Annotated in this window: 16 protein-coding genes and 1 pseudogene; 9 read left to right on the top strand and 8 right to left on the bottom strand. The window is 41.0% G+C overall.

Features of this window, described 5'->3' with window-relative positions; all coding sequences use genetic code 11:
• Positions 1-568: TrkA C-terminal domain-containing protein (locus VB654_RS11895; protein ID WP_323213973.1), on the top strand; the 568-nt coding region annotated here is incomplete at its 5' end.
• Here VB654_RS11895 and VB654_RS11890 read toward each other — a convergent pair.
• Positions 561-776, bottom strand: a complete 216-nt coding sequence (locus tag VB654_RS11890; protein WP_323213972.1) for an Hfq-related RNA-binding protein — start codon at positions 774-776, stop codon at positions 561-563. The two genes, VB654_RS11895 and VB654_RS11890, sit on opposite strands and share 8 nt — an antisense overlap.
• A gap of 89 nt (positions 777-865) precedes the next feature.
• Between VB654_RS11890 and dapF the strand changes: the two genes are divergently transcribed.
• Together dapF and VB654_RS11880 are read left to right on the top strand one after the other, a co-directional pair.
• Positions 866-1,705, top strand: a complete 840-nt coding sequence (gene dapF, locus VB654_RS11885) for a diaminopimelate epimerase (protein WP_323213971.1) — start codon at positions 866-868, stop codon at positions 1,703-1,705.
• 137 nt (positions 1,706-1,842) lie between these two features.
• A complete protein-coding gene (locus VB654_RS11880; protein ID WP_323213970.1) occupies positions 1,843-2,751 on the top strand; it encodes a hypothetical protein in 909 nt (302 codons plus the stop codon).
• A gap of 254 nt (positions 2,752-3,005) precedes the next feature.
• On the opposite strand, the gene ychF is transcribed toward VB654_RS11880, so the two are convergent.
• From ychF to VB654_RS11855, 5 genes are all read right to left on the bottom strand, one after another.
• Complete coding sequence (gene ychF / locus VB654_RS11875) at positions 3,006-4,097, bottom strand: redox-regulated ATPase YchF (protein ID WP_323213969.1); 1,092 nt, start codon at positions 4,095-4,097, stop codon at positions 3,006-3,008.
• Between the two features lie 34 nt (positions 4,098-4,131).
• Positions 4,132-4,317, bottom strand: coding sequence for a hypothetical protein (locus VB654_RS11870; RefSeq protein ID WP_323213968.1), 186 nt, complete (start codon positions 4,315-4,317; stop codon positions 4,132-4,134).
• Positions 4,318-4,555: 238 nt separating this feature from the next.
• Positions 4,556-6,127 (bottom strand): alkaline phosphatase, encoded by a 1,572-nt coding sequence (locus VB654_RS11865; protein ID WP_323213967.1) that lies wholly within the window; start codon positions 6,125-6,127, stop codon positions 4,556-4,558.
• A gap of 200 nt (positions 6,128-6,327) precedes the next feature.
• Complete coding sequence (locus VB654_RS11860) at positions 6,328-6,588, bottom strand: DUF4926 domain-containing protein (RefSeq protein WP_323213966.1); 261 nt, start codon at positions 6,586-6,588, stop codon at positions 6,328-6,330.
• Positions 6,589-6,783: 195 nt separating this feature from the next.
• On the bottom strand, positions 6,784-9,381 hold the full coding sequence (locus tag VB654_RS11855) for a GIY-YIG nuclease family protein (protein WP_323213965.1): 2,598 nt from the start codon (positions 9,379-9,381) through the stop codon (positions 6,784-6,786).
• A 78-nt stretch (positions 9,382-9,459) separates the two neighbouring features.
• Between VB654_RS11855 and VB654_RS11850 the strand changes: the two genes are divergently transcribed.
• Positions 9,460-10,893: an aminotransferase class I/II-fold pyridoxal phosphate-dependent enzyme gene (locus VB654_RS11850; RefSeq protein WP_323213964.1), complete on the top strand. Its 1,434-nt coding sequence runs from the start codon at positions 9,460-9,462 to the stop codon at positions 10,891-10,893.
• A gap of 106 nt (positions 10,894-10,999) precedes the next feature.
• Entirely contained in the window at positions 11,000-12,007 is a 1,008-nt protein-coding gene (locus tag VB654_RS11845) for a sodium:calcium antiporter (RefSeq protein WP_323213963.1), read from the top strand.
• Here the strand turns inward: VB654_RS11845 and VB654_RS11840 are convergent.
• Positions 11,971-15,067: pseudogene (locus VB654_RS11840) on the bottom strand (MFS transporter). The gene VB654_RS11845 and the pseudogene VB654_RS11840 overlap by 37 nt on opposite strands.
• Before the next feature lie 527 nt (positions 15,068-15,594).
• Between VB654_RS11840 and VB654_RS11835 the strand changes: the two are divergent.
• The 4 genes from VB654_RS11835 to VB654_RS11820 all read left to right on the top strand — a co-directional run bounded on the left by VB654_RS11835 (position 15,595) and on the right by VB654_RS11820 (position 19,834).
• A complete protein-coding gene (locus VB654_RS11835) occupies positions 15,595-16,281 on the top strand; it encodes a general stress protein (protein WP_323213962.1) in 687 nt (228 codons plus the stop codon).
• A 117-nt stretch (positions 16,282-16,398) separates the two neighbouring features.
• Positions 16,399-16,860, top strand: coding sequence for a BON domain-containing protein (locus VB654_RS11830; protein WP_323213961.1), 462 nt, complete (start codon positions 16,399-16,401; stop codon positions 16,858-16,860).
• A gap of 173 nt (positions 16,861-17,033) precedes the next feature.
• Complete coding sequence (locus tag VB654_RS11825) at positions 17,034-17,492, top strand: CAAD domain-containing protein (protein WP_323213960.1); 459 nt, start codon at positions 17,034-17,036, stop codon at positions 17,490-17,492.
• A gap of 281 nt (positions 17,493-17,773) precedes the next feature.
• Positions 17,774-19,834: a vWA domain-containing protein gene (locus VB654_RS11820; RefSeq protein WP_323213959.1), complete on the top strand. Its 2,061-nt coding sequence runs from the start codon at positions 17,774-17,776 to the stop codon at positions 19,832-19,834.
• Positions 19,835-20,113: 279 nt separating this feature from the next.
• Here VB654_RS11820 and gatB read toward each other — a convergent pair whose 3' ends face one another.
• A complete protein-coding gene (gene gatB, locus VB654_RS11815) occupies positions 20,114-21,589 on the bottom strand; it encodes an Asp-tRNA(Asn)/Glu-tRNA(Gln) amidotransferase subunit GatB (protein WP_323213958.1) in 1,476 nt (491 codons plus the stop codon).
• Between the last annotated feature and the right edge of the window lie 170 nt (positions 21,590-21,759).

Here is a 21,759-nt window from a genome sequence, read left to right as displayed (position 1 = left end):
TTTGCAGCAAGCCACCCGTGATTTAAATCGCCGTTGGTATACTCTCCCATCAGCTTCACCCCTGATTGATATGACTTTAGGCGAAGCGGATATCCGCTACCTTACAGGAGCAAGTCTGATGGCTATTCGCCGTACTAACGGAGAAGAAATTGATTATCCTAATGCTCAAACTAAATTGAACGTAGGCGATCGCTTGCTGCTAGTAGGCGCATCTGAGGAATTAGCCGCTTTAGAAGAATTTGCTCAGGGAAAGGTGGCTATTCCTGGGGAAAATAAAGCTTGTCAATGGATTAAAGTTTATGCTGATTCTCCCGTTTTGAGTATGACTATTGCAGATTTGGATCTGACTCCACAATCAGCAGTTCAAGTGCAAGCGATGCGGCGAGATGGTAAATTTATCCGCAGTCCTGATCAAAAAACAGATTTTCGCGTTGGTGATCAAGTGCTGTTATGTGGTAATTTATCCAGTTTAAATCAACTGCAACAATTGTTTGTTAGCAGCACAACACCAAAAGAGGCAGGGGAGCAGGGAGCAGGGGGCAAGGGGGAAGGATTAAGGATTACTTAGATTGGTAGTAAGCGATCGCCTGTTTCCAAATAGTAATTTGCCGATTATGATCATCCACAAGACAAACACAGTTTTGATCTTGCCAGCAAACCTTACCAATTAGCAGATCACCCGTTACCAGTTTCAATTCAATCACCGCTTTTTCTTTAATTAGTTCTTGTAGTTGGCGAATGCTAGGTAATGAAGTATCAAATTCAGTTGTAGGCATTTTTAGTAATGATGGAATAATTGAGAAACTGGGAAAGAGTTTTCGTGACATACTCAATCCCTAATCATTCATAATTCATCATCAGAAAAATGGCAATCGAATTTACTAAGTATCACGGTTTGGGGAACGATTTTATTTTAGTTGACAATCGCGCCTCATCCTTGCCAGTATTAACTCCAGAACAAGCAATCAAATTATGCGATCGCCACTTTGGTATCGGTGCTGATGGTGTAATTTTTGCCCTCCCTGGAGAAAACGGTGCAGACTACACCATGCGGATTTTTAATTCTGATGGTTCAGAACCAGAAATGTGTGGTAATGGTATTCGCTGTTTAGGCAGATTTATCGCCGATTTAGAAGGTGAATCCCGAAATCAAGACTCATATCGCATTCATACCTTAGCGGGTATGATCACACCTCAACTGATGGCTGATGGTCAAGTTAAGGTGGATATGGGTTTACCAAAATTACTAGCCGGAGAAATTCCCACAACCCTGGATACGGCTGAAACAAAAGTAATTAATCAACCCATAGAAGTAGGGGGTAAAACTTGGGAAGTCACCTGTGTCAGTATGGGAAATCCCCACTGTATAACCTTTGTCGAAGATGTCGCCGCCATTTCTTTAGAAACTATCGGCCCTAAATTTGAACATCACCCAGCTTTTCCCCAACGCATCAACACTGAATTTATTCAAGTAGTCAGTCGAGACTATGTAAAAATGCGGGTATGGGAACGAGGTGCAGGTATAACCTTAGCCTGTGGTACAGGTGCTTGTGCTGCCTTAGTCGCTGGTGTATTGACCGGAAATTGCGATCGCATCGCCACAGTAGAATTACCAGGTGGTCCCTTGCAAATTGAATGGTCAGAAATCGACCAAAGAATTTACATGACAGGCCCAGCCCAAAAAGTATTCACAGGTCAACTATAACAGATCGTAGTGAGGGCTTCAGCCCTCCTCCCCATCTCAATCTACTAGCACAGGTATAATCTAAGACTAAATGCGAAACACTTCAAAGCGATCGCCTGAATTTGATATGATCGAGCATCTCAAACATTTTTGACAAAATGCCACGATTATTCCAGTTAATCATCACTATAGTTGTCTTCAGTGCATTTTTACTTGTATCCCAACCAACTTGGGCGGGAGATTGGCGACCCGTTCGCGGTGGTCTTTTATTTGGTATTAGTGGCATAGCTTTAGTACAACAGCAAAATGATACCCTGAAATTTTTAATTGTTCATGACAACAAACAAAAACAACAAGGTCGTCTAGCCATAGTTAGTATTCAGGGTCAAAAGCAACCGGAATATTTCCCCATAGACTGGTCTAGTGATAAAGCATTACCCAGTGACCTAGAAGCCATCACATCCGTGCCAGGAAAAAATAACACTGATTTCATCGCTTTAACCAGTTTTGGCAAAGCTTATTATATTCAATTAGATGCAGCCAAAAAAACTGTGGTAGTTAGCAAAGAATTTAACTTACCAGGAATACCCCAGGGAAGTAACCTAGAAGGATTTAGCTTACAAAATATAGATAATAAATTAGTAGCTATGTGGGCGCATCGAGGCGAAGGAGAAAAGCCTGCAATTATTTATTGGGGAATATTTGATTTAGCCAAATATCAAATCACCCTTGCAGGTTCCAGCGCTTTACAAGTACCATTTCCCTCGGAGAATGTACGTCATATTTCCGATATAAAAATAGACCCCACAGGAGTAGTTTATATCACCTCCGCCAGTGATGCTGGAAATGATGGACCCTTTCAATCGGCTGTATATATCGCCGGTTCTCTAGGATTTAATAGTAAAAACATCGTCTGGCAACAAAATGCACAATTTACACCTCTGCACCGTTCACTTTATCACAAAATTGAAGGAATAGAACTTGTTCCTGGTGCAAATGGTGGTGTAATTTTGGGTACAGATGATGAAAACTTGGGTTCCTATGTGTACATGATGGGAAGAAATTAAATCAGTTAACAGTTATCAGTTATCAAAGCATGGGATGGGAGATTTAGACCCACCACCAACGCCTATCATTAATCAGTTTTGAGTGATAGTGGTATGCACTTGCATGAATTACATCATAGTCCCCTCCTCGCTTGCGGGGAGGGAGTTGGGGGTGGGGTTCTTGTATCTCATATATGAGTTTTTAATCGTCAGTTAATGCCGATATATTGGAGGTAATTCAACCCAATTATATTTCTCAACTGATAACTGAATAACTACACATTAAACCGGAACAACATGACATCTCCTTCTTGGACAATATATTCTTTTCCTTCACTGCGAACTAAGCCTTTCTCTTTCGCCGCACTCATAGAACCGTGTGTAACTAAAGCGTCATAAGCAACGGTTTCAGCGCGAATAAATCCCCGTTCAAAATCAGTGTGAATTACTCCAGCCGCTTGGGGTGCAGACATTCCCGCGTTAATAGTCCAAGCACGGGTTTCTTTGGGGCCACAGGTGAAATATGTCCGCAAACCTAAAAGGGTGTAAGTAGCCCGAATTAAAGATTTTAAACCGCCTTCTTTTACGCCTAAAGATTCCAGAAAATCAGCTTTATCTTCTTCTGGTAATTCGACTAATTCCGCTTCTACTTGTGCCGAAACAATCACAACTTGAGCATCTTCTGTAGCTGCAACTTGCCGCACTTTTTCCACAAAATCATTACCAGTGGCTAATTCTTCTTCAGAAACATTAGCAGCGTAGATAATTGGTTTATTGGTCAGTAGATCAAGTCCCTTAATAATCTCTGCTTCTTCTTCAGCCAAACTTACTTGACGAACCGACTTACCTTCATTTAAAGCAGCAGCTAATTTTTCTAAAACAGTAATTTCAAACTGTGCATCTTTGCTGGTACGGGCTTGTTTACGAGTACGGTCAATTCGGCGTTCAATTTGCGCTAAATCAGATAAACCCAATTCTAAATTAATGATTTCAATATCTCGCGCTGGGTCAATCGAACCGGCTACATGGATAATATCTTCATTTTCAAAACAACGCACCACATGGATAATTGCATCAACTTCACGGATGTGGGACAAAAATTGATTTCCTAGTCCTTCTCCTTGACTAGCACCTTTAACCAAGCCGGCGATATCGACAAACTCAACTCGCGCTGGTATGGTTTGTACGGAACTAGCAATATTAGCCAGAACATTTAAGCGCTCATCCGGTACTGAGACAATGCCGACATTCGGTTCAATCGTGCAGAAGGGAAAGTTAGCTGCTTCGGCTTTGGCGTTCGCCACTACAGCATTAAATAAAGTAGATTTTCCGACGTTGGGAAGTCCGACAATTCCGGCTCTTAGCATTTTCGATTTGAGATTTTGTTAGTACAAAGTCAATTTAAACAGGTTCAGGTATGGTTTGGGGTATTGTCCCTGGAACTGTTTGGGGAATGGGGGCTGGTACTGGTTCTGGTATTGTCCCTGGAACTGTTTGAGGAATGGGGGCTGGTACTGGTTCTGGTGCTGGTTGGGGAGTGGGTGCGGGTACTGGTTCTGGTACAGAAATAGCTGTGGGATAAGTCACGATAGGTCTAATTTTATGATTCGACTTTCCCAAGGTAGATGACAATTACAACTGATGACATCTTCCCAAATAACCATTCCTCTCATAATTTATCGCTTTTGCCATCAATTGTGTTTATATGTTGAAACCCCCTAAATTATGATCTAGGGGGTGAGTTTTATTAGAACGAACCGCAAAGGACGCAAAGGGCGCAAAGGAATAAGAGTTTGAGAGAGTTTTTGCGTCAATTTTAATTTTGTTAATTTACAAGTGCGCCGGGTTGTCCGTCTTGGACGACAAAGGAAGCTAGGGTTTTGACGGAGGCGTTTAAGTCGAGGATGCTGGAGACAGCGCGGTAATCAGTTTGCCAGAGTCCTGGTGTTAGTTTACAACGAACGTACCCCCGAAAAGCACCGTCAAAAAATTTAGTGTGGGGATTGTTGGTTAAGGAAGCTTGCACAGGTGCGATAAATTGGGCGGGAAAATCAGAGGAAATTGAAGTTCCTATGAATTCTGTACCGACTGTTGGTGAGTTTGGATTATCAAAATCAAGTTTTAGGTCGTGTACCCAACTAGAATGAATGTCTCCGGTAATTACTACTGGGTTGGAGGGTTGACGCTGATGCAAGAAATTGAGGATGCGATCGCGTTCAGCCACGTAACCGTCCCATTGATCCAAATTGAAGACTCCTGGCTCTGGATTAGTATTAAAGTTGTATTGAGCAAACATGGTCTGTTGAGCAATTATATTCCAGCGCGATCGCGATTGGTCTAATCCTGTGAGTAGCCATTGCTCTTGTTCTGAACCGTTCATGGTCGCATTGGAGTCCAAAGCATCCGCACAACGAGGTTTCAGTCCATCATCACAAGGTTGGTCAGTGCGGTACTGTCTGGTATCTAGTACGTTGAACTCAGCTAAATTACCGAAAGTGAACCGTCGATAAAGCAACATATCCGCGCCATTGGGCAATGAAGACCGACGTAGAGGCATATGTTCGTAATAAGCCTGGTACGCATTAACTCGTCGTTGAGTAAACGCCTCTAGGCTTTGGTTGTCTTCGGGAATTAAATTGGCGTAATTGTTATCAACTTCATGGTCATCCCAAGTTACAAGCCAGGGACACGCAGCATGAGCCGCTTGCAGATAGGGGTCAGTTTTGTAAAGAGCGTGGCGATTGCGGTAGTCTTCAAGGGTGACGATTTCTGGGCCATTATGCTGACGTGGCGCACCCGCTTCCGGCCCGTATTCGTATATGTAATCACCTAAATGCACCACCAAATCCAGGTTTTCTTCAGCCAAATGCCGAAAAGCTGTATAAAAGCCATTTTGCCAGTCTTGACAAGAGACAAAAGCAAAGTTTAGTTCTTGAATAGAGCTATAAAATGCTGGTGCTGTGCGAGTTCTTCCAATGGGGCTAAATTCTCGACCTACTTGAAATTGATACCAATACCAACGGTCAGGGTCTAGCCCACGCACATCAACGTGTACTGAGTGTCCTAATTCTGGTGTCGCCAGTGTTGCTCCTCGACGCACAACCCTTCTCATTTTCTCATCAAGGGCAACTTTCCACCGTACAGGCACGTTTCTGAGTGGCATTCCACCTCCATTCAAGGGATTTGGAGCCAGTCTAGTCCAGATAACCACAGCATCCGGCAAAGGATCACCAGAAGCAACACCAAGACTAAAAGGATAACTGGAAAATCTGTGGTTAGCCAATACAGGTTGCCATTGGCTGGTAACTGTTAACCCTGTTAAAAATCCTGCACCCAGTAAAAAACTCCGCCGCTTGCATTGATTTGCTAACAGACGATTGTAATCCTCAAGTTCCATGTTCACCCCTACTGAGATGTTGATTGTGATTGGTTTTTCAATTGCTTAAGCAAGTCACAGCAACCTACCAACCTCAAATCAAGTAGGGATTAAGATTGTGTTAAATCTAACTATTTGATCATGACATCCTGCCGAAATAAATAATTCTTTACCCGTTATTTCATGGGAGATATTGAAACACCTACCGCAGATGTAAAAATTTAGGCAATTACCAAATCATAATGTAAAACTAAGACTTCATCGGCTCTCAAAGTAGCCATTGCATATTCACAGCCTTGGGTATCAGCAAACTCGACTAAATAATGATATTCTTCTTCTTGCTCATACACTTCTACAATTGTTCCAACTTGCCCACTGGGTAAGCTTTCAATAGAAGTATAATCTTCTTCTACTAGTTGTAATCTCTCAATTGGAATAGGCTTGAGTGTCGCAATAGTATCCAAAAATTTTATTTTTGTCATTTCAGAAATGTAGTGATCAAACGTGATAGCCACCATCTGAATCATCTTCAACAAGAAATACAATTTCAATCATGGGGATATGTTTTTGAGTCTGAATTTATTGTATGGCAGTAATAGCGATCGCACTGCGAGATGCGCCATAATCCAGTGTTAGCAACAATTGGCACTAATTTTCATGCTACCAAAATGTTGATACTATGGGTTGTCATACTTCTTATGTTTACGTAAGCGACCTCGACGGATTGCTTCATTTTTCGTAACCCATTCACAGTTATTTGAAGAATAGGGCAGATTGGGGTCAACAGCAGCTATATAAAGATTTTCAACGTATCCGATAGACATATCCGCATAAAAATTGTCGAAGTTCTGCCAGTTATCGCATACTTTAATACCTAAGTAACCTTTAGACTTGGGATTAGCTTGCTCATTAACTAAGCGTCGCCATATATTATAGATTTTTGAGTCAGACATGGGATGTTTTTTAAGCAAATCACATCTGGTCATCCAACAGCAATTTTCCTTAGAGTAAGGCTTGCTTGGATCAATTAGCTTCAAACCCATTCCTTCTTGATACGAATCATACATATCAGCTTTGAAGTTTTCAAACATCTGCCAACTCTTACACAGAGATGTTCCTTCATAATCTTTGGCAGTTGGATTTGTACGATGATGCTTTAGTCTTGCCCAAATTTGGTAGAACTTTGTTCTCACCATTCCATGAGTTTGGGCTGCTTCTCGATTGTTTCTCCACTCGCAATTATCTGGTGAATATGGCATCTTGGAGTTGAGCTTAATTAGTTTCAGCCCCTTGTTGTATGTTTGAGCCATATCTTCACAAAACAAGGCAAAATCACACCAGCGTTCACAAATTTCAGAACCGTTGTAATTTTTAGACTGTGGATTGCAAGATTCGTTTACAATTCGTCTCCAAAGTTTGTATAAGTGGGTTCCAAATAATGGATGAGCCTGTTGTTTACCATATTGCCATGCCCATTCGCAATTATCTTTAGAGTATGGCTGGCTTGAGTTCTTTGGTTGGAGAATTTTTCCCTCTTCATATTCATTGCCCATATCCTCATAAAACAAAATAAAGTTTCGCCAACGATCATTTATTGGCGTTCCTCTATAAGCATCTGATTCAGGATTAGTAATATTGCGAACTAGATTAGTCCATAATCCATAAAGCCTAGTTCCTACCATCCCATGAGTTCGATGCAATTCATTCTTAGTAACCCAAACGCAGTTTTCTTTAGAATAAGGAAGAGAATGATCAATCAATTTAAGACATAAACCTTCTTGATATCCCTCATTCATTTCCTCAAAAAATTTACGAAAATTCTGCCAATGTTCACAGATAATGTAACCATTGTACTCTTTAGATTTGGGGTTAGCTGATTGGTGAACTAATCTGTCCCAATACTTGTAAATTCGGGTCTTAGTCATAAAATGAGGTTTATTAGCATCAACCCGACCTGTATAAATTCTTTTCTCAGCAGCTTCTTGGTTAATTCCCTCTCGTTCAGCTAAAGCTTTAGCTGCTGCTTGAAGAGATTGATACAGTATAGGGTCTCCAGGAAGTCTTGTAGGTTTACCTGGCGCACCACCAAGTTCTCCACCTAAAGTTACATTGTAACCTTCAGGGGTAAGGGTATTGAGTTTCTTAATCCATTCACGCTCCTTAGTTCTTAGTTCTTCAATATTAGAGGCTTGCGCGATGACTTCAAGCGTGAAATTCTCCTCTCCAAATTCAGCAATTGCTTTGTGAATGAGAGAAGCCTCTTTTCTAGAGACTTGCTCTAAGTGCCTCTCCCATCGTTCTTCTATAGATGTTGTTGTCAATCCTACATATTGCTTACCATTCATGCAGTTAGTGATTATATAAATTACTCCATTATCGTATCCAAACTTAGGAGGAGTAAATAAAGCTTGCTCTTTATCCATTCCTTCTGCAAGCCTTCTTCTGACAGTGGTAGAACTAACAGGAGCATTGAGTTTACGAACAGCATCTTCTATACCGTTATAGACAATTCCATCAAATTCAAAAGGATGTCGAGGATTATGAGGTTCGTCATCAAAAGCTTGTTCTAAAGTCCAACCAGCATCTAATCTTTTGATAACAATCCAGTAATCTTTACCCAAAATTTTGCAAGCAGATTTAATGCTAGAATAAGCAACATTCTTATATTTAAAGCCATGTTTTGTGGCTGTCCTATTTTCTTGAGAACATTGAGGACATTGACTTCCTCGAAGATGATTACTTGGCAGTTGGTGAAAAAGTCCGTGCTGTGGGCAAATGATAGCTACTTTGGTAGAGTTATTAATATAGATAACTTGACTATAGTCATATTTAGATTCATGTTTAATTTGCGATTTTCTAATAAATTCTTCATTTGATAAGGTTTGTCCTTCAACTGCACATTTAGGACAACCTGATCCAGCTATGTGAGCAGCCGATACTTGTTCAAAGTCACCATGAAGGGGACATTTAATCGTAACTTTTAGGTCAATTCGTTTATAAATTACCTGATCGTAATTATAGTATTCGCCATGAGTCTGGCGAAATTTTGCAATGATATTATTTTGATCATTCCGCATTCTTTCATCAAAGCATTTACGACAACCTACACCTTGAAGGTGATGACTGGGAGTGATTTTAAACTCCCCATGCTGAGGGCAAATTAGAATGACTTTGGTGTTGGAGCTTATGTAAAGTGCTTTACTATAGTTATAAAAATCTCCATGTTTAGCCTGAGCTTCTTTGATAAATTCCTCTTGGGTTTTGTGTTTTGGCATGGGACTAGCAGAAGAAACCTCTAATTTATCTAGAGATTATTTTAGTATGTATTCCTGAATAATCAGTTTTACCCCAAAATGCGAAATCAAAACCAAACACCTTTATTAGATGCCTTAAAAGCTTGTACAAATCATGCTCACGCACCTTTTTACACGCCAGGACATAAGCGAGGAGAGGGCATTTCTCAACCCTTGGCTGATTTACTGGGGAAAAAAGTGTTTCGGGCTGATTTAACAGAACTGGCAAATTTAGATAATTTGTTTGCACCCCAAGGGGTGATTCTAGCAGCGCAAGAATTAGCAGCAGAGGCTTTTGGGGCTGCACAAACTTGGTTTCTGGTGAATGGTTCTACCTGTGGAATTGAAGCGGCTATTCTCGCTACCTGTGGTACTGGGGATAAAATTATTATGCCCCGAAATGTGCATTCATCTGTAATTTCTGGGTTAATTCTTTCTGGTGCTATCCCGATTTTTGTTAATCCTGAATATGACTCAGTTTTAGATATTGCTCACAGTATCACGCCTGAAGCTGTGCAAACGGCTCTAGAAAAGCATCCTGATACTAAGGCAGTGCTGGTAGTTTATCCTACATATTACGGTGTTTGTGGCGATTTACAAGCGATCGCTCAAATTACGCACCAATATCATATCCCCTTACTTGTAGATGAGGCACACGGCGCACACTTTGCTTTTCATCCTGATTTACCTCCCTCAGCTTTAGCCGCAGGTGCAGATTTAACTGTACAGTCTACGCATAAGGTACTGGGTGCAATGACACAGGCATCAATGTTACACGTCCAAGGGGATAGAATAGATATTGACCGTGTAAATAAAGCTTTGCAACTTGTCCAGTCTACTAGTCCGAGTTATATACTTTTAGCTTCCCTTGATGCAGCACGTCAGCAAATGGCATTATATGGAAAAGCGCTGATGTCTCGCACTTTAGAACTTGCAGAGGTAGCAATCAGGAAAATTAGCGAAATTCCGGGATTATCGGTTTTGCAGATGCCAAATTTAGATAAAACACGGTTAACTGTGACTGTTTCTGGCTTAGGTTTAACCGGATTTGCAGCCGAAGAAATTTTAGATGAAAAGCTGGGTGTGACGGCTGAGTTGGCATCATTGCAACATCTGACGTTTATTATTAGTTTGGGCAATACTTTATCTGATATTGAGCAATTAGTACAAGGTTTTACTTCTTTGGCGCAGATGCACCCAATTTGTACTCCCCCAAGTCAGACGGGGTTCGTTTTATGGGATAATTTAGGAAGTATTTCTCCCCGTGAAGCTTTTTTTGCTGTTAGTGAAATTTTACCGTTGACTCAAACAAGCGATCGCATCTGTACTGAAATTGTCTGTCCTTATCCTCCAGGAATCCCCGTTTTAATGCCTGGGGAAGTAATTATTCAAGGGGCTTTAGAATATTTACAACAAATTCAATCAATGGGTGGTTTTATTTCTGGTTGTGCAGATACAAGTCTGAAAACTTTAAAAGTAGTTCGTAATTCGTAATTCGTAATTCGTAGTTCGTAATATTTCCTGCGGAAACGCTGCGCGAACGTAATTCGTAATTGTTGTATTTTAATAGTGCATCCAATCTCCCTATTCCTCAGTTCCTATGTTCCTTTTTATTCAAGTTATAGTATGTTTCCTCGGCGTAATTGCTGTGGGAATGAAGCTTTCCCAAAGTGCTGATGTTGTCGCAGAAAAAACTGGGCTGGGGCGTACCTGGGTTGGTGGGCTACTATTATCTGGTGTCACCTCTTTACCAGAATTGGCTACAGGTGTCAGTGCGGTAGTTGTATTAAACGCCCCAGATTTAGCAGCAGGAGCAATTTTAGGTAGTTGTTTATTCAATTTAATGATTCTGGGACTGCTGGATATTTTCAGTGGACGTGAACCATTACTCAAACGCGCGCCAGTAGGTCTGGGATTATCTGCTAGTCTGGGTTGTGCGATGTTAGGCGTAACTGCTGCGGGAATGCTTTTCACTCAGCAGGGAATTTCTCTAACTCTGGGATGGGTTGGTGTTCCCAGTTTGTTATTGATTTTGCTTTATATCGTCAGCGCCAAAATGATGACGCAGTTTGAAATCAGACGACGCGCCGCCGCTATTTTAGAAGCTGAACCGGAAGCTTTGCAATACCAACACATTAAGCCCGGAAAAGCTTATGTGAATTTCGCTTTGCTTTCTTTAGCTACTGTACTTCTGGGTGTGTGGCTGGCGTTTTTGGGCGACCAAGTTTCCGCAGTCACGGGACTGGGACAAAGCTTTGTGGGGGCGCTGCTATTAGCTGGGGCGACATCATTACCGGAAGTGGTGGTATCTGTGGAAGCAATTCGCATGAATGCAGTAGAAATGGCTGTGTCGAATCTTTTTGGCTCAAATCTCTGGAATTTAGCGATTCTGGGAATTTACGATGTGGTATACCTCAAAGGTAATTTGTGGTTGCAAATTAGTGAGGTGCATCTGTTTACTACGATTATTGCCATGATTATGACTTCAGTGGCGATCGCAGGATTGATATATCATGCTTTTAGTCGCACCCAAATTTATGTAACTTGGGATGGAATCACTCTCATTGCTCTCTACATTGGGGGAATGTATATCATATACCGCAGTTGAGTCGCTAAAGCTCCCGCGATCGCACTTGCAAATAAAGAAGTTACAGCTGTCCCAAATAGCCACCAAGCTGCATTCGCCACAATTCTTTTAGTTTCCTCAGCTTGGATTTTGGCTTGTTCTTGAACTGCTTTTAGGCGTTTTTGGACTTCTTGTTGGATGCGTTCACTTCTTTGCAATACACTATCCCGCGCCGCTTCGATTTGGTTGATAATTCGGTTAGCATCCTCTGGGGTAATATCTTCACGAGAACTGAGGATAGCAACTAGGGTATCACGATCAAATTGACTCAGGCGATCGCGCAAAGCCTCAAATCCCGCTTGGGGGTCATCAAATAATTTGGCAAAGTCTTGCTGAATTCCCTCATAATTCAGTTCTGGACGCTCCAAGGAGTTGAGGTAATCGCGGATTTGGGCAAAAATGCCATCAATTACCGATTGCACCCGTTCCTGAACCTGCTGGATTTGACTAACAACTGAATCACGCACCGACTCAATTTGATCCACAATCCGGTTGGCTTCTTCTTCCGAAATATCTTCCCTTTGTGATAGTAAAGCCACAATTGTGGAACGGTCAAATTTAGCCAGGCGTTCGCCTAAATTACCCACTCCCACTTGCGGATCTCGCAGCAACAATTGGATATCACGTTTGATGCTTTCGGGGTTGAGTTCTTCTTTATCTGTGTGACGCAGATAGTTTTCCAGATGAGTTTCAAAATCCGTCACTCTTTCAGCAGCACGACTAGCGTAACGTCTTGGGGCTTTGAGAATACTGTTAATCGCCTTTTGTACCTGATCAATTCTCTGATTTACTTGCTCTTCGCTTAAATCTTGACTTTGACTGAGGAGTTTTACCAATGTATCACGGTCAATTTGGGATAAGCGATGGCGAAATGCTAAAGCACCCTCTCGCGGGTCAGCTAATAATGTTTCCAAATCTCCTCTAATACCTTCTGGGTTAAGTTCTTCTAAGTTAGTATTGCGGAGATATTCAGCTAATTTATCGACTGTGGTTTGAGGTAATTGTAAAATGCGATCGCGTACTGTTTGAATTTGATCAAAGATTTGGTTTACCTCTTCTTCGCTCAAATCTTGCCTTTGACTGAGCAATTTTACCACTGTATCACGGTTAAAATGAGAGAGGCGATCGCGGATTAAATAAATTCCGACTTCTGGCTGTTCTAGTAAAGTACCAAATTCACGTTTAATACCTTCAGGATTTAATTCCTCTTTGTTAGTATTCCGCAAATAATCTTCAATTCTTTGCCATAATTGATTGGCTTGTGCTTGGCGTTTTCGTTCTTGATTCAATACGCGATCGCAAATACTTTCCAATTGACTCACAATATTATTAGCTTCTTCCTCACTCAAGTCTTGACGATGCAAAAGTAACTGAACAAAAGCATCATTTTCAAAGGCTTGTAAGCGAATTTCTAAATCAGTAAAATCTTGCAATAAACTGGTGAAATCTCCCTCAATAGCATCTGAATTCAATTCAGATTTACTTGTAGAACGCAGATAATTTTCTATTCGCAAGCGCAATCCTTCGCCTTTTTCCCGTACTTCCGCCTGTTGAACAATTTCTAAAACTTCCTCACGAACCTTTTCCATTTGGTGAGTAATTTCTGTTACTCTCGCCTCGCTGATATCACCTCGCTGCTGCAACAAATTTCTAAAATCTTCTTGATTAATTTCCCCTAATTCCCGGCGCGTCGTTGTCGGATTTGCTTGTGGGTCATAAATAACTTCTTGAAATTCCTCTCTAATTTTAGTGCGGTTTAAATGCCAAGGTAAAGAATTCAAAATATAATCTTCTACATCCGCCTTGATAGTATTATAGGGTGGCTTTGGTAATCTTGTAGCTATTTGTCCAGTTGTTTTATCTCTAATATCTTCTAACTGATGTGTGATTTTATCCACATCTATATCTTGAACCTTGTCCCTCAGCTTTTGGATTTGAGTTGTAATTTTTTCGATATCGATATCAGAAAAATCTACCCGATCTAATACTGCTGGTAAAGCAGCATTTAAACCATATTGCATCCCTTTTTTAATCAAAGCATTGCGACCATTGCCATTTTGTTTAACTCCCACCAATTCCTGAAGTCGTTCACCTAATTTTTCTGACTTCAATTCTTCGGGTGTAGCAGATTTAAGTAAATTAATCACTTGCTCAGTGGGACTTTGACTAGCCACAACTTGTTTCCAAGCATCTTCTAATTGATCAGCAATTTGATTAATCTGTTGTTTTGATAAATTTGTTTGATTGCTAATCAAATCAATAAACGTTTGGCGATTGATGTTTTCTAGTAAATCACGATCAGCAATAGATGATAAATCTACATCACTCAAAATCTTATCAAATTGTTGGCGAATTTCTCCTAAATTCAGTTGTGGTAATTGCAGGGATTTTAAAGAACTTTGGAGAGTATTTTTAATCCCTTCAGTATCTAAACCCGAAGTTAATTCCCGCCGGACTGCATCTGTAATTTCTTCAGCAGTTGCAACCGCCTGTTTTTTCGCCGTATTTGCGCCAATTGTCGCAGTTGCAGTTCCCAATATAGCCTGTAATCCTGCATTTGTCGTATTGATAAAAGAACCAACTAAAGAACCCAGAGTTGATGAACCTAGCCAAACTACTAATGCAAAATAGCTAGACCAGATAACTACACCCATAATTGCGCCTAAGAGTATACTTTCAATTAAGCTCAATTTTACTGCGAGAAAACAAGCGATAAATAATGCAAGACTGGCAGTTATTAATGCCCAAAATCCAACTTTTTTTTTCAATTTTGCGAATTGTACCACCCCAAGTCCTCGACTCAAACCAAGGAGCAGAATCAGTTCCTAAAGATAAAATTCCTACAGCCAAGGAAAAGTTTGTCAATAAAAATTGGAAAGCCAAGGCCATTAAAGTTCCAGCTAATAGCGAAACTATCAACTTGGGGCCAGAAAACATTAATGATACTTGTTCAGGAGTTAAAATTTCTGACGTTCCATTCATGGGTGCTATTTCCATAGACAGCCAAACACCATTCAAAATGGGTTCTACACCTTGAAACATAATAGTATTTTCCTAATAGCGCTCAATTTAGTAGCCATTTCTTGCTAAAAAGGCTTACTTAACAGTTTAAATTGTCACTTATCTAGACCTACACTTTCTTAAGAAATAAAAACCTTATCCACAAGTCATAGATTTATCTGTAGTTAGCATATTATTTCCATCTATAGAGACATGATTAATTGCCTCTCAGCTACAAACATAAAGCGCACTAATTTCTACCTTCAATCAGCTACCTTTCGGATGTCTACAAAAAATCGGGGATTTAAATCTAGCGATATTTACAAATTAGATGAAATTTCCCTAGACTAAATTTATTTATATATAAACATACTTATGTCTAATGATAGAGAGTGCAATTATGTCAAGGGATTGATGGAAAATATTTCTAAAAATGTGTGAATAGAGATGTTGATCAGATTGTTCTATAAGAATGCACTTGAATAATTAATTTAGTTTACTTGGCGGTGCTTGTTACTGCTAGTAAATTAAAGTGCAAATTTACAGAAAATTGACATAGGAGATTTAAAATGGTTGCTAACGTGCGTAGACGAGCTGTAGGTACTTTTTCTAATCGTAGAGACATTGAACAAGCACTGCATGAATTGAAAAATTCTGGCTTTTCAATGGATAGAGTTTCTGTTATCGCCAAAGATGCAGAGCAAAGAGGTGATATAGCCGGAACCCAAACCAGAGAACGAGTAGGTAATAAAGCCGATGAAGGTGCAGCAACCGGAGCGCTTTCTGGAGGTGCTTTGGGCGGTATAACTGGCTTATTAGTTGGTCTGGGAACTTTAGCAATTCCCGGAATAGGGCCAATTATGTTAGCAGGTGCAACAGCAACAACTTTGGCTACAACTCTAGCTGGTGCTGGTATTGGTGCAGTTGCAGGGGGGTTAATTGGTGCATTAATCGGCTTAGGAATTCCCGAAGAGCGAGCCAGAGTTTATCACCAGCGAGTTGAACAAGGACATTATTTAGTCATAGTAGATGGTACAGACGCAGAAATTGCCCAAGCCGAAGCAATTTTCCACCGCTATGGTATTGAAGAATTTGGTGTTTATGATTACCCAAATGAACCAATAGAACATCACCCAGAGCATGATTCAATTAGACGTGAGACTACACCAATTGCAGAAACAGGTCGTACCAATTACTCAGCCACCAGCGATGAGCCGACGGTAGTAATTATTGATCATCGTGATGAAAAAGTTTAATTCAATTTGGTTATCACTTAACAAAACCTTCATTTTATTAGGAGTGGAAAAGCATGAAAAACTTGAGCCTTGCTACTCCTAAATCAGAATTTTAATTTGTGAGGAAGACTTACAAACATGAAAAAACTAACTCCTTTCTTAATTGGTTGCGTTTTATTGTTTGGTGCTGCTGCTTGTGATGATACTGCTAGAACAACCCGGACTGCGCCTGCGCCTGGTGAAGTGGGAGAAGTACCGGCCGCGCCAGAAAGAGAAGCTGCTAGAGAAGATGCTCAGAGCGCAGTACGTAGAGAACAACTAGATGCTGATATTCGCGCTCGTGAAGAGAGAAATTTGGCTGCTGGTGGCGATATCACTGATAGAACTGCGGAAGACTTAGCAAGTGAAGTGCGTTCTAAGTTAGAGGCTAACATCCCTGATGGTGTATTAACAGTTGATGCGACAGAAGAAGGTACAGTCACTGTATCAGGCACTGTAAATAATCAGGATGAGTTATCCAAGATTGAACCATTAGCACAAGAGATTAATGGCGTTAATGATGTGATTGTTAACGCAGTTGTTGCTCCACCACAAGGTTAAATTAGTTAATTACAGCGTAGTGAGGGATAGATTCCCTCATTACGACTAGATCCAAATAATTTTAGATTTACCCAATTTGCTCAAAAATTTTAATTCAGATGACAACCTAATTGTTATCTTTATAGATAGCTAGTATTTTAGAATAAATTATGTAGCTACCAAAATAAAAAATTATGGAAACCGAGCAAAAGCAACTAGAAACAGTCGATGGGATCGGCAAAGCTGCGCCAGAGGCGATCGCACCTACTGGAATTTTACCACCAAGCGGGGGAGATATGGCACATTTATCTCAGCTACCCCCAGCTTATGAACCAGAAGCTCAATGGCGACGAGTTGCTAGAAGCATAACTCACTTTTTAGAACAACTTCCTGAATATGTAAGTAGCTTTTTTCAAAAAAATCAGCGCCCTTTGGTCAATCTTACTTTAATTTTAACAGCAATTATGACTATGAAGGTAGTCATTGCCATCTTAGGAGCAATCAATGATATTCCGCTACTATCACCAACCTTTGAGTTGATTGGTATTGGTTATTTTACTTGGTTTAGTTTGCGTTATTTTACTAAATCTGAAACTCGCCAAGAATTAAGCCAAAAAATTAGATTATTGCAACAAGAAATTGTGGGTGAGTAATTTTTCCAAAGTGCAATTTAATCAAATCAGGACTTACGCAAAAACTCTCTCAAATCCTGATTCCTTCGTAGTGCATTCTTTTGTAACTTATGCGTAAGTCCTACAATTTAATTGGGTATACACGGTAGCCTTGCTCAGAAGAGGGCTACTTTTGATGGAAGTTAAAAAAGCTACAGTTACTAAAACTGTAACAGTGATGAAATCTCAGGCTAGTCAGGACTATTCTAGGTAAGCACAACAGAGCAAACATCACCAAATAAATTGAGTGTGAGGATTTAGCAATGTCTTACCCGATTCCGTCCAAAATGTGGCAGCGAGTGAGTATTTTAACACTAATGTTTTTAATACCATCAGTAGGAATTGCCGTTTTACATCCGTCTTGGACAATTGCCATTCCAGTCAATAAAACTACTCCAACCAACTCTATTCTACCCAGTCACCCAGACTACCAAGCACTCCAGGCATTAGTAAAAAATTATAGTTGTGTCGTCTCTGTCCAAAATTTTGGTACTTCTGCTGTAACCCGCACAGAATTTGCTACAGTTTTGAATACTTGTATAGAGCGAATTAATGTGCTAATAGCAACCGACTCTACAACAGTTGCTCAAACAGACCTCCAATCCCTGCAACGCTTACAAAAAGAATTTGCCGCAGATTTAGTAGCTTTAGACAATGCCATAGGTGAGTTAGAAGTTAGTAGCATCCGTCCCACAGAAGCTACTAGACAAACGAACGAAACTCAGTCTATCCCAAATCCTCGATCCACCTCTGCAAAGATCGCCCCACCTCTGAGTATGCCGTTGCCATCTGTGCTAGGTCCAGGTGTTTACCGTCAGAGTAGTCCTAGATTTCCAGGTGGGAGGAATATTGAGGGAATGATCGCCCCTGAACCCCAAACAGGTGGTCAATTCAACACAGAGAACTACAATCGGATTGATGATAATCCCTTTCATCGTGTTAGTAATCAGCCTCTTTCCACCTTTTCCATAGATGTAGATACGGCATCTTACAGTAATATGCGCCGATTTATTACTCAAGGGCAATTACCACCTAAAGATGCTGTGCGGATAGAGGAATTGATTAACTATTTTACTTATAATTATCCTCAACCAAAAGGCGATCGCCCTTTTTCTGTCAATACTGAAGTTACTGCTGCTCCCTGGAATCCTCAACACAAGCTAGTAAAGGTGGGTTTGCAAGGTAAACGCTTAGAAAGTGAAAGTTTACCACCCAGCAATCTAGTATTTCTGATTGACGTTTCTGGTTCGATGAATCAACCGGACAAATTACCGTTGGTGCAACAGTCCCTGAAATTGCTGGTGAATGAACTGCGCCCTCAAGACCGGGTAAGTTTGGTAGTTTATTCAGGAAATGCTGGATTAGTATTACCTGCTACCCCTGGTAGTGAGAAAGCAGAAATTCTGGCGGCCATTGACCGCTTAGAGGCTGGAGGCTCTACGGCTGGTGGTCAGGGGATTGAATTGGCTTACAACATAGCTAAACAAAATTTTCTCAAGTCTGGTAACAATAGAGTAATTTTAGCTACTGATGGAGATTTTAATGTCGGGGTTTCTAGTGATGCTGAATTGACCCGATTAATTGAACAAAAGCGAGATCAGGGAATTTTTCTCACAGTTCTGGGATTTGGGACTGGCAACTATAAAGACGGAAAAATGGAGCAACTAGCTAATAAAGGTAACGGTAACTACGCCTACATTGATACCTTATTGGAAGCGAAAAAAGTTCTAGTTAATGACATTCGGGGAACTCTGTTTACGATTGCCAAGGATGTCAAAATTCAAGTAGAGTTTAATCCTGCCAAAGTTCAAGCATACCGCTTGATTGGCTACGAAAATCGCCTGTTGCAAAACCAAGATTTCAATGATGATCGAAAAGATGCTGGGGAAATCGGGGCTGGCCATTCTCTCACAGCACTATACGAGATCATTCCCACCGGCGCGGCCAGTGATGTGAAACTGCCGGAGATAGATCCGTTGCGGTATCAGCGTTCTGGTGTCACGACCCCAGATATTGCCGATAATGAAATGATGTTGGTAAAACTCCGCTATAAATTACCCCAGGACAACACCAGTCAATTGATTACCCAAACTATCCTAGATAGTGATTTTAAAGCTAACCAAATACCCTCCACTAATCTGAGATTTGCTGCTGCGGTGGCGAGTTTTGGCATGGTACTGCGTGACTCTGAATACAAGGGGAATGCAGATTTGGATTTAGTGATGAAATTGGCAACTCAAGCTAGAGGCGAAGATGAAGAGGGCTATCGGGGTGAGTTTCTGCGTTTAGTGGAGCAATCTAGGGGATTGATGACCAGGAATTAAAAATAACCTGAGTTCGGGTTTATCAGCCTCAAATCTTTGATTTCTCTAGCTTTTGGCTTTATTCAGCAAGCCCTACTCAGCACGGGCTAAACGCCCCGCTACCGCTAACAGCACTTCGCTATAGCAAAAAATCAGGAGAGCTACTGATGCGGCTCTCCAGATCATTAGGGTTCATCTACTTCACACAGAATACCTCTTTAGGTGTGAGGGGTGTAACCTCTTTTTCTGTCATCTTTGTAAAGATATGATGAATAAATTCTGTAAAGAAATGATGAATACTTACGTATTCAGTTTTTTCTCCACTAATTCATTAGTTAACTGAGGGTCGGCTCGCTTGTCGGTTTTCTTCAAAACTTGCCCCACAAAGAAGCCTTTGAGCTTTGTATTGCCGTTGCGATACTTTTCTAGTTCCTTGGGGTTAGCGGCGATCGCTTCATCAATGATCGGTTCTAGTACACTAGGATCAGTGATTAATTCTTGACCTGCAAAGGCTTTCTCCGGGGAAACACCAACAAGTAAATCGGGTAGCTTTTGTTTAGCTTGGGCGTTGCTGATTTTCCCTGATTCAATCAGTGTAATTACTTCAGCTAAATTAGCCGGAGTTAAAGCAATCTCAGTAATACTGAGTTTTTGCTTGTTCAAGTAGGCGGCGATATCTTGAGTAATCCAGTTAGCAGCAGCTTTAGGGTTTGCACCAGAGGCGATCGCAGTTTCAAAATAATCAGCCACGGTGCGGTCTTCTGTCAACACTCGTGCATCATAAACCGAAAGCCCCAAATCACTTTCATAATGATGACGTTTGTAGGCGGGTAGTTCGGGAAGTTCGCCGCGCCATGCTTCTAATTGCGTGTTAGATACCTCAATAGGTGATAAATCTGGTTCTGGGAAGTAGCGGTAATCGCTGGAACCTTCCTTCACCCGCATACTACTTGTACGTTGAGCGCCTTCTTCCCACAACCGAGTTTCTTGGATAATCGGTTCACCCGCTTCTATAGCCGCAATTTGGCGTTCAATTTCGTAATCAATCGCCCGTTGAATGGCGTTGAACGAGTTCATATTTTTAATTTCTACCTTCACGCCAAACTCTTTTCGCCCCACTGGACGCACCGAGATATTGACATCACAGCGTAGAGAACCTTCTTGCATATTGCCATCACTGACACCGAGATAACGCACAATTCTGCGGATTTCTTGAGCGTATTCAGCAGCTTCTTCACCAGAACGCAAGTCAGGTTCCGAGACAATTTCCACTAATGGCACACCTGCGCGATTGTAGTCTACCAGAGAATAGCTAGAACCAGATAGGCGGTCACTGCCCGCGTGTACAAGTTTTCCTGCATCTTCCTCCATGTGCAGACGAGTTACACCAATGCGTTTACGAATCGGGTTCCCCTCAGCATCTACCATTTCAATTTCTAACCAACCATGTTCAGCAATGGGGAGGTCATATTGAGAAATTTGGTAATTTTTAGGCAGGTCAGGATAAAAATACTGTTTACGGTCAAATTTGCTATATTTAGCGATTTGGCAATTCAAAGCCAAGCCGGTTTTTACAGCATATTCCAGGACTTTTTCATTCAGTACAGGTAAAACCCCAGGTAAACCCATACACACAGGGTCGATATTAGTATTAGGGTCAGCACCGAAAGCCGTAGAGCTATTAGAGAAAATCTTGGTATTGGTACTCAGTTGACAATGAGTTTCTAGACCAATAATCGCTTCGTACTCAGTTTTTACAGTCGTAGCAGCAGTCATACTATTATTGCTATTTAGGCTAATTATTAGTTTAGCCGTCTGTCGCTTCCAGGGTTAGGGGTGGGGTTTTAGGAGACAAAAAAGAATTTCCGGTTCTTTTGGAAACCAAGACTATCGGGACAATGATTAGATGGTTTGGGGAAATAGTCGGTTATTTTGATGGCAAAACT

Origin of the sequence: Nodularia sp. UHCC 0506 (assembly GCF_034931045.1) — a bacterium.
GTDB lineage: Bacteria > Cyanobacteriota > Cyanobacteriia > Cyanobacteriales > Nostocaceae > Nodularia.
Note: the sequence above shows the minus strand (reverse complement) of the source record. Positions and strands in the feature narration are given on the sequence as shown.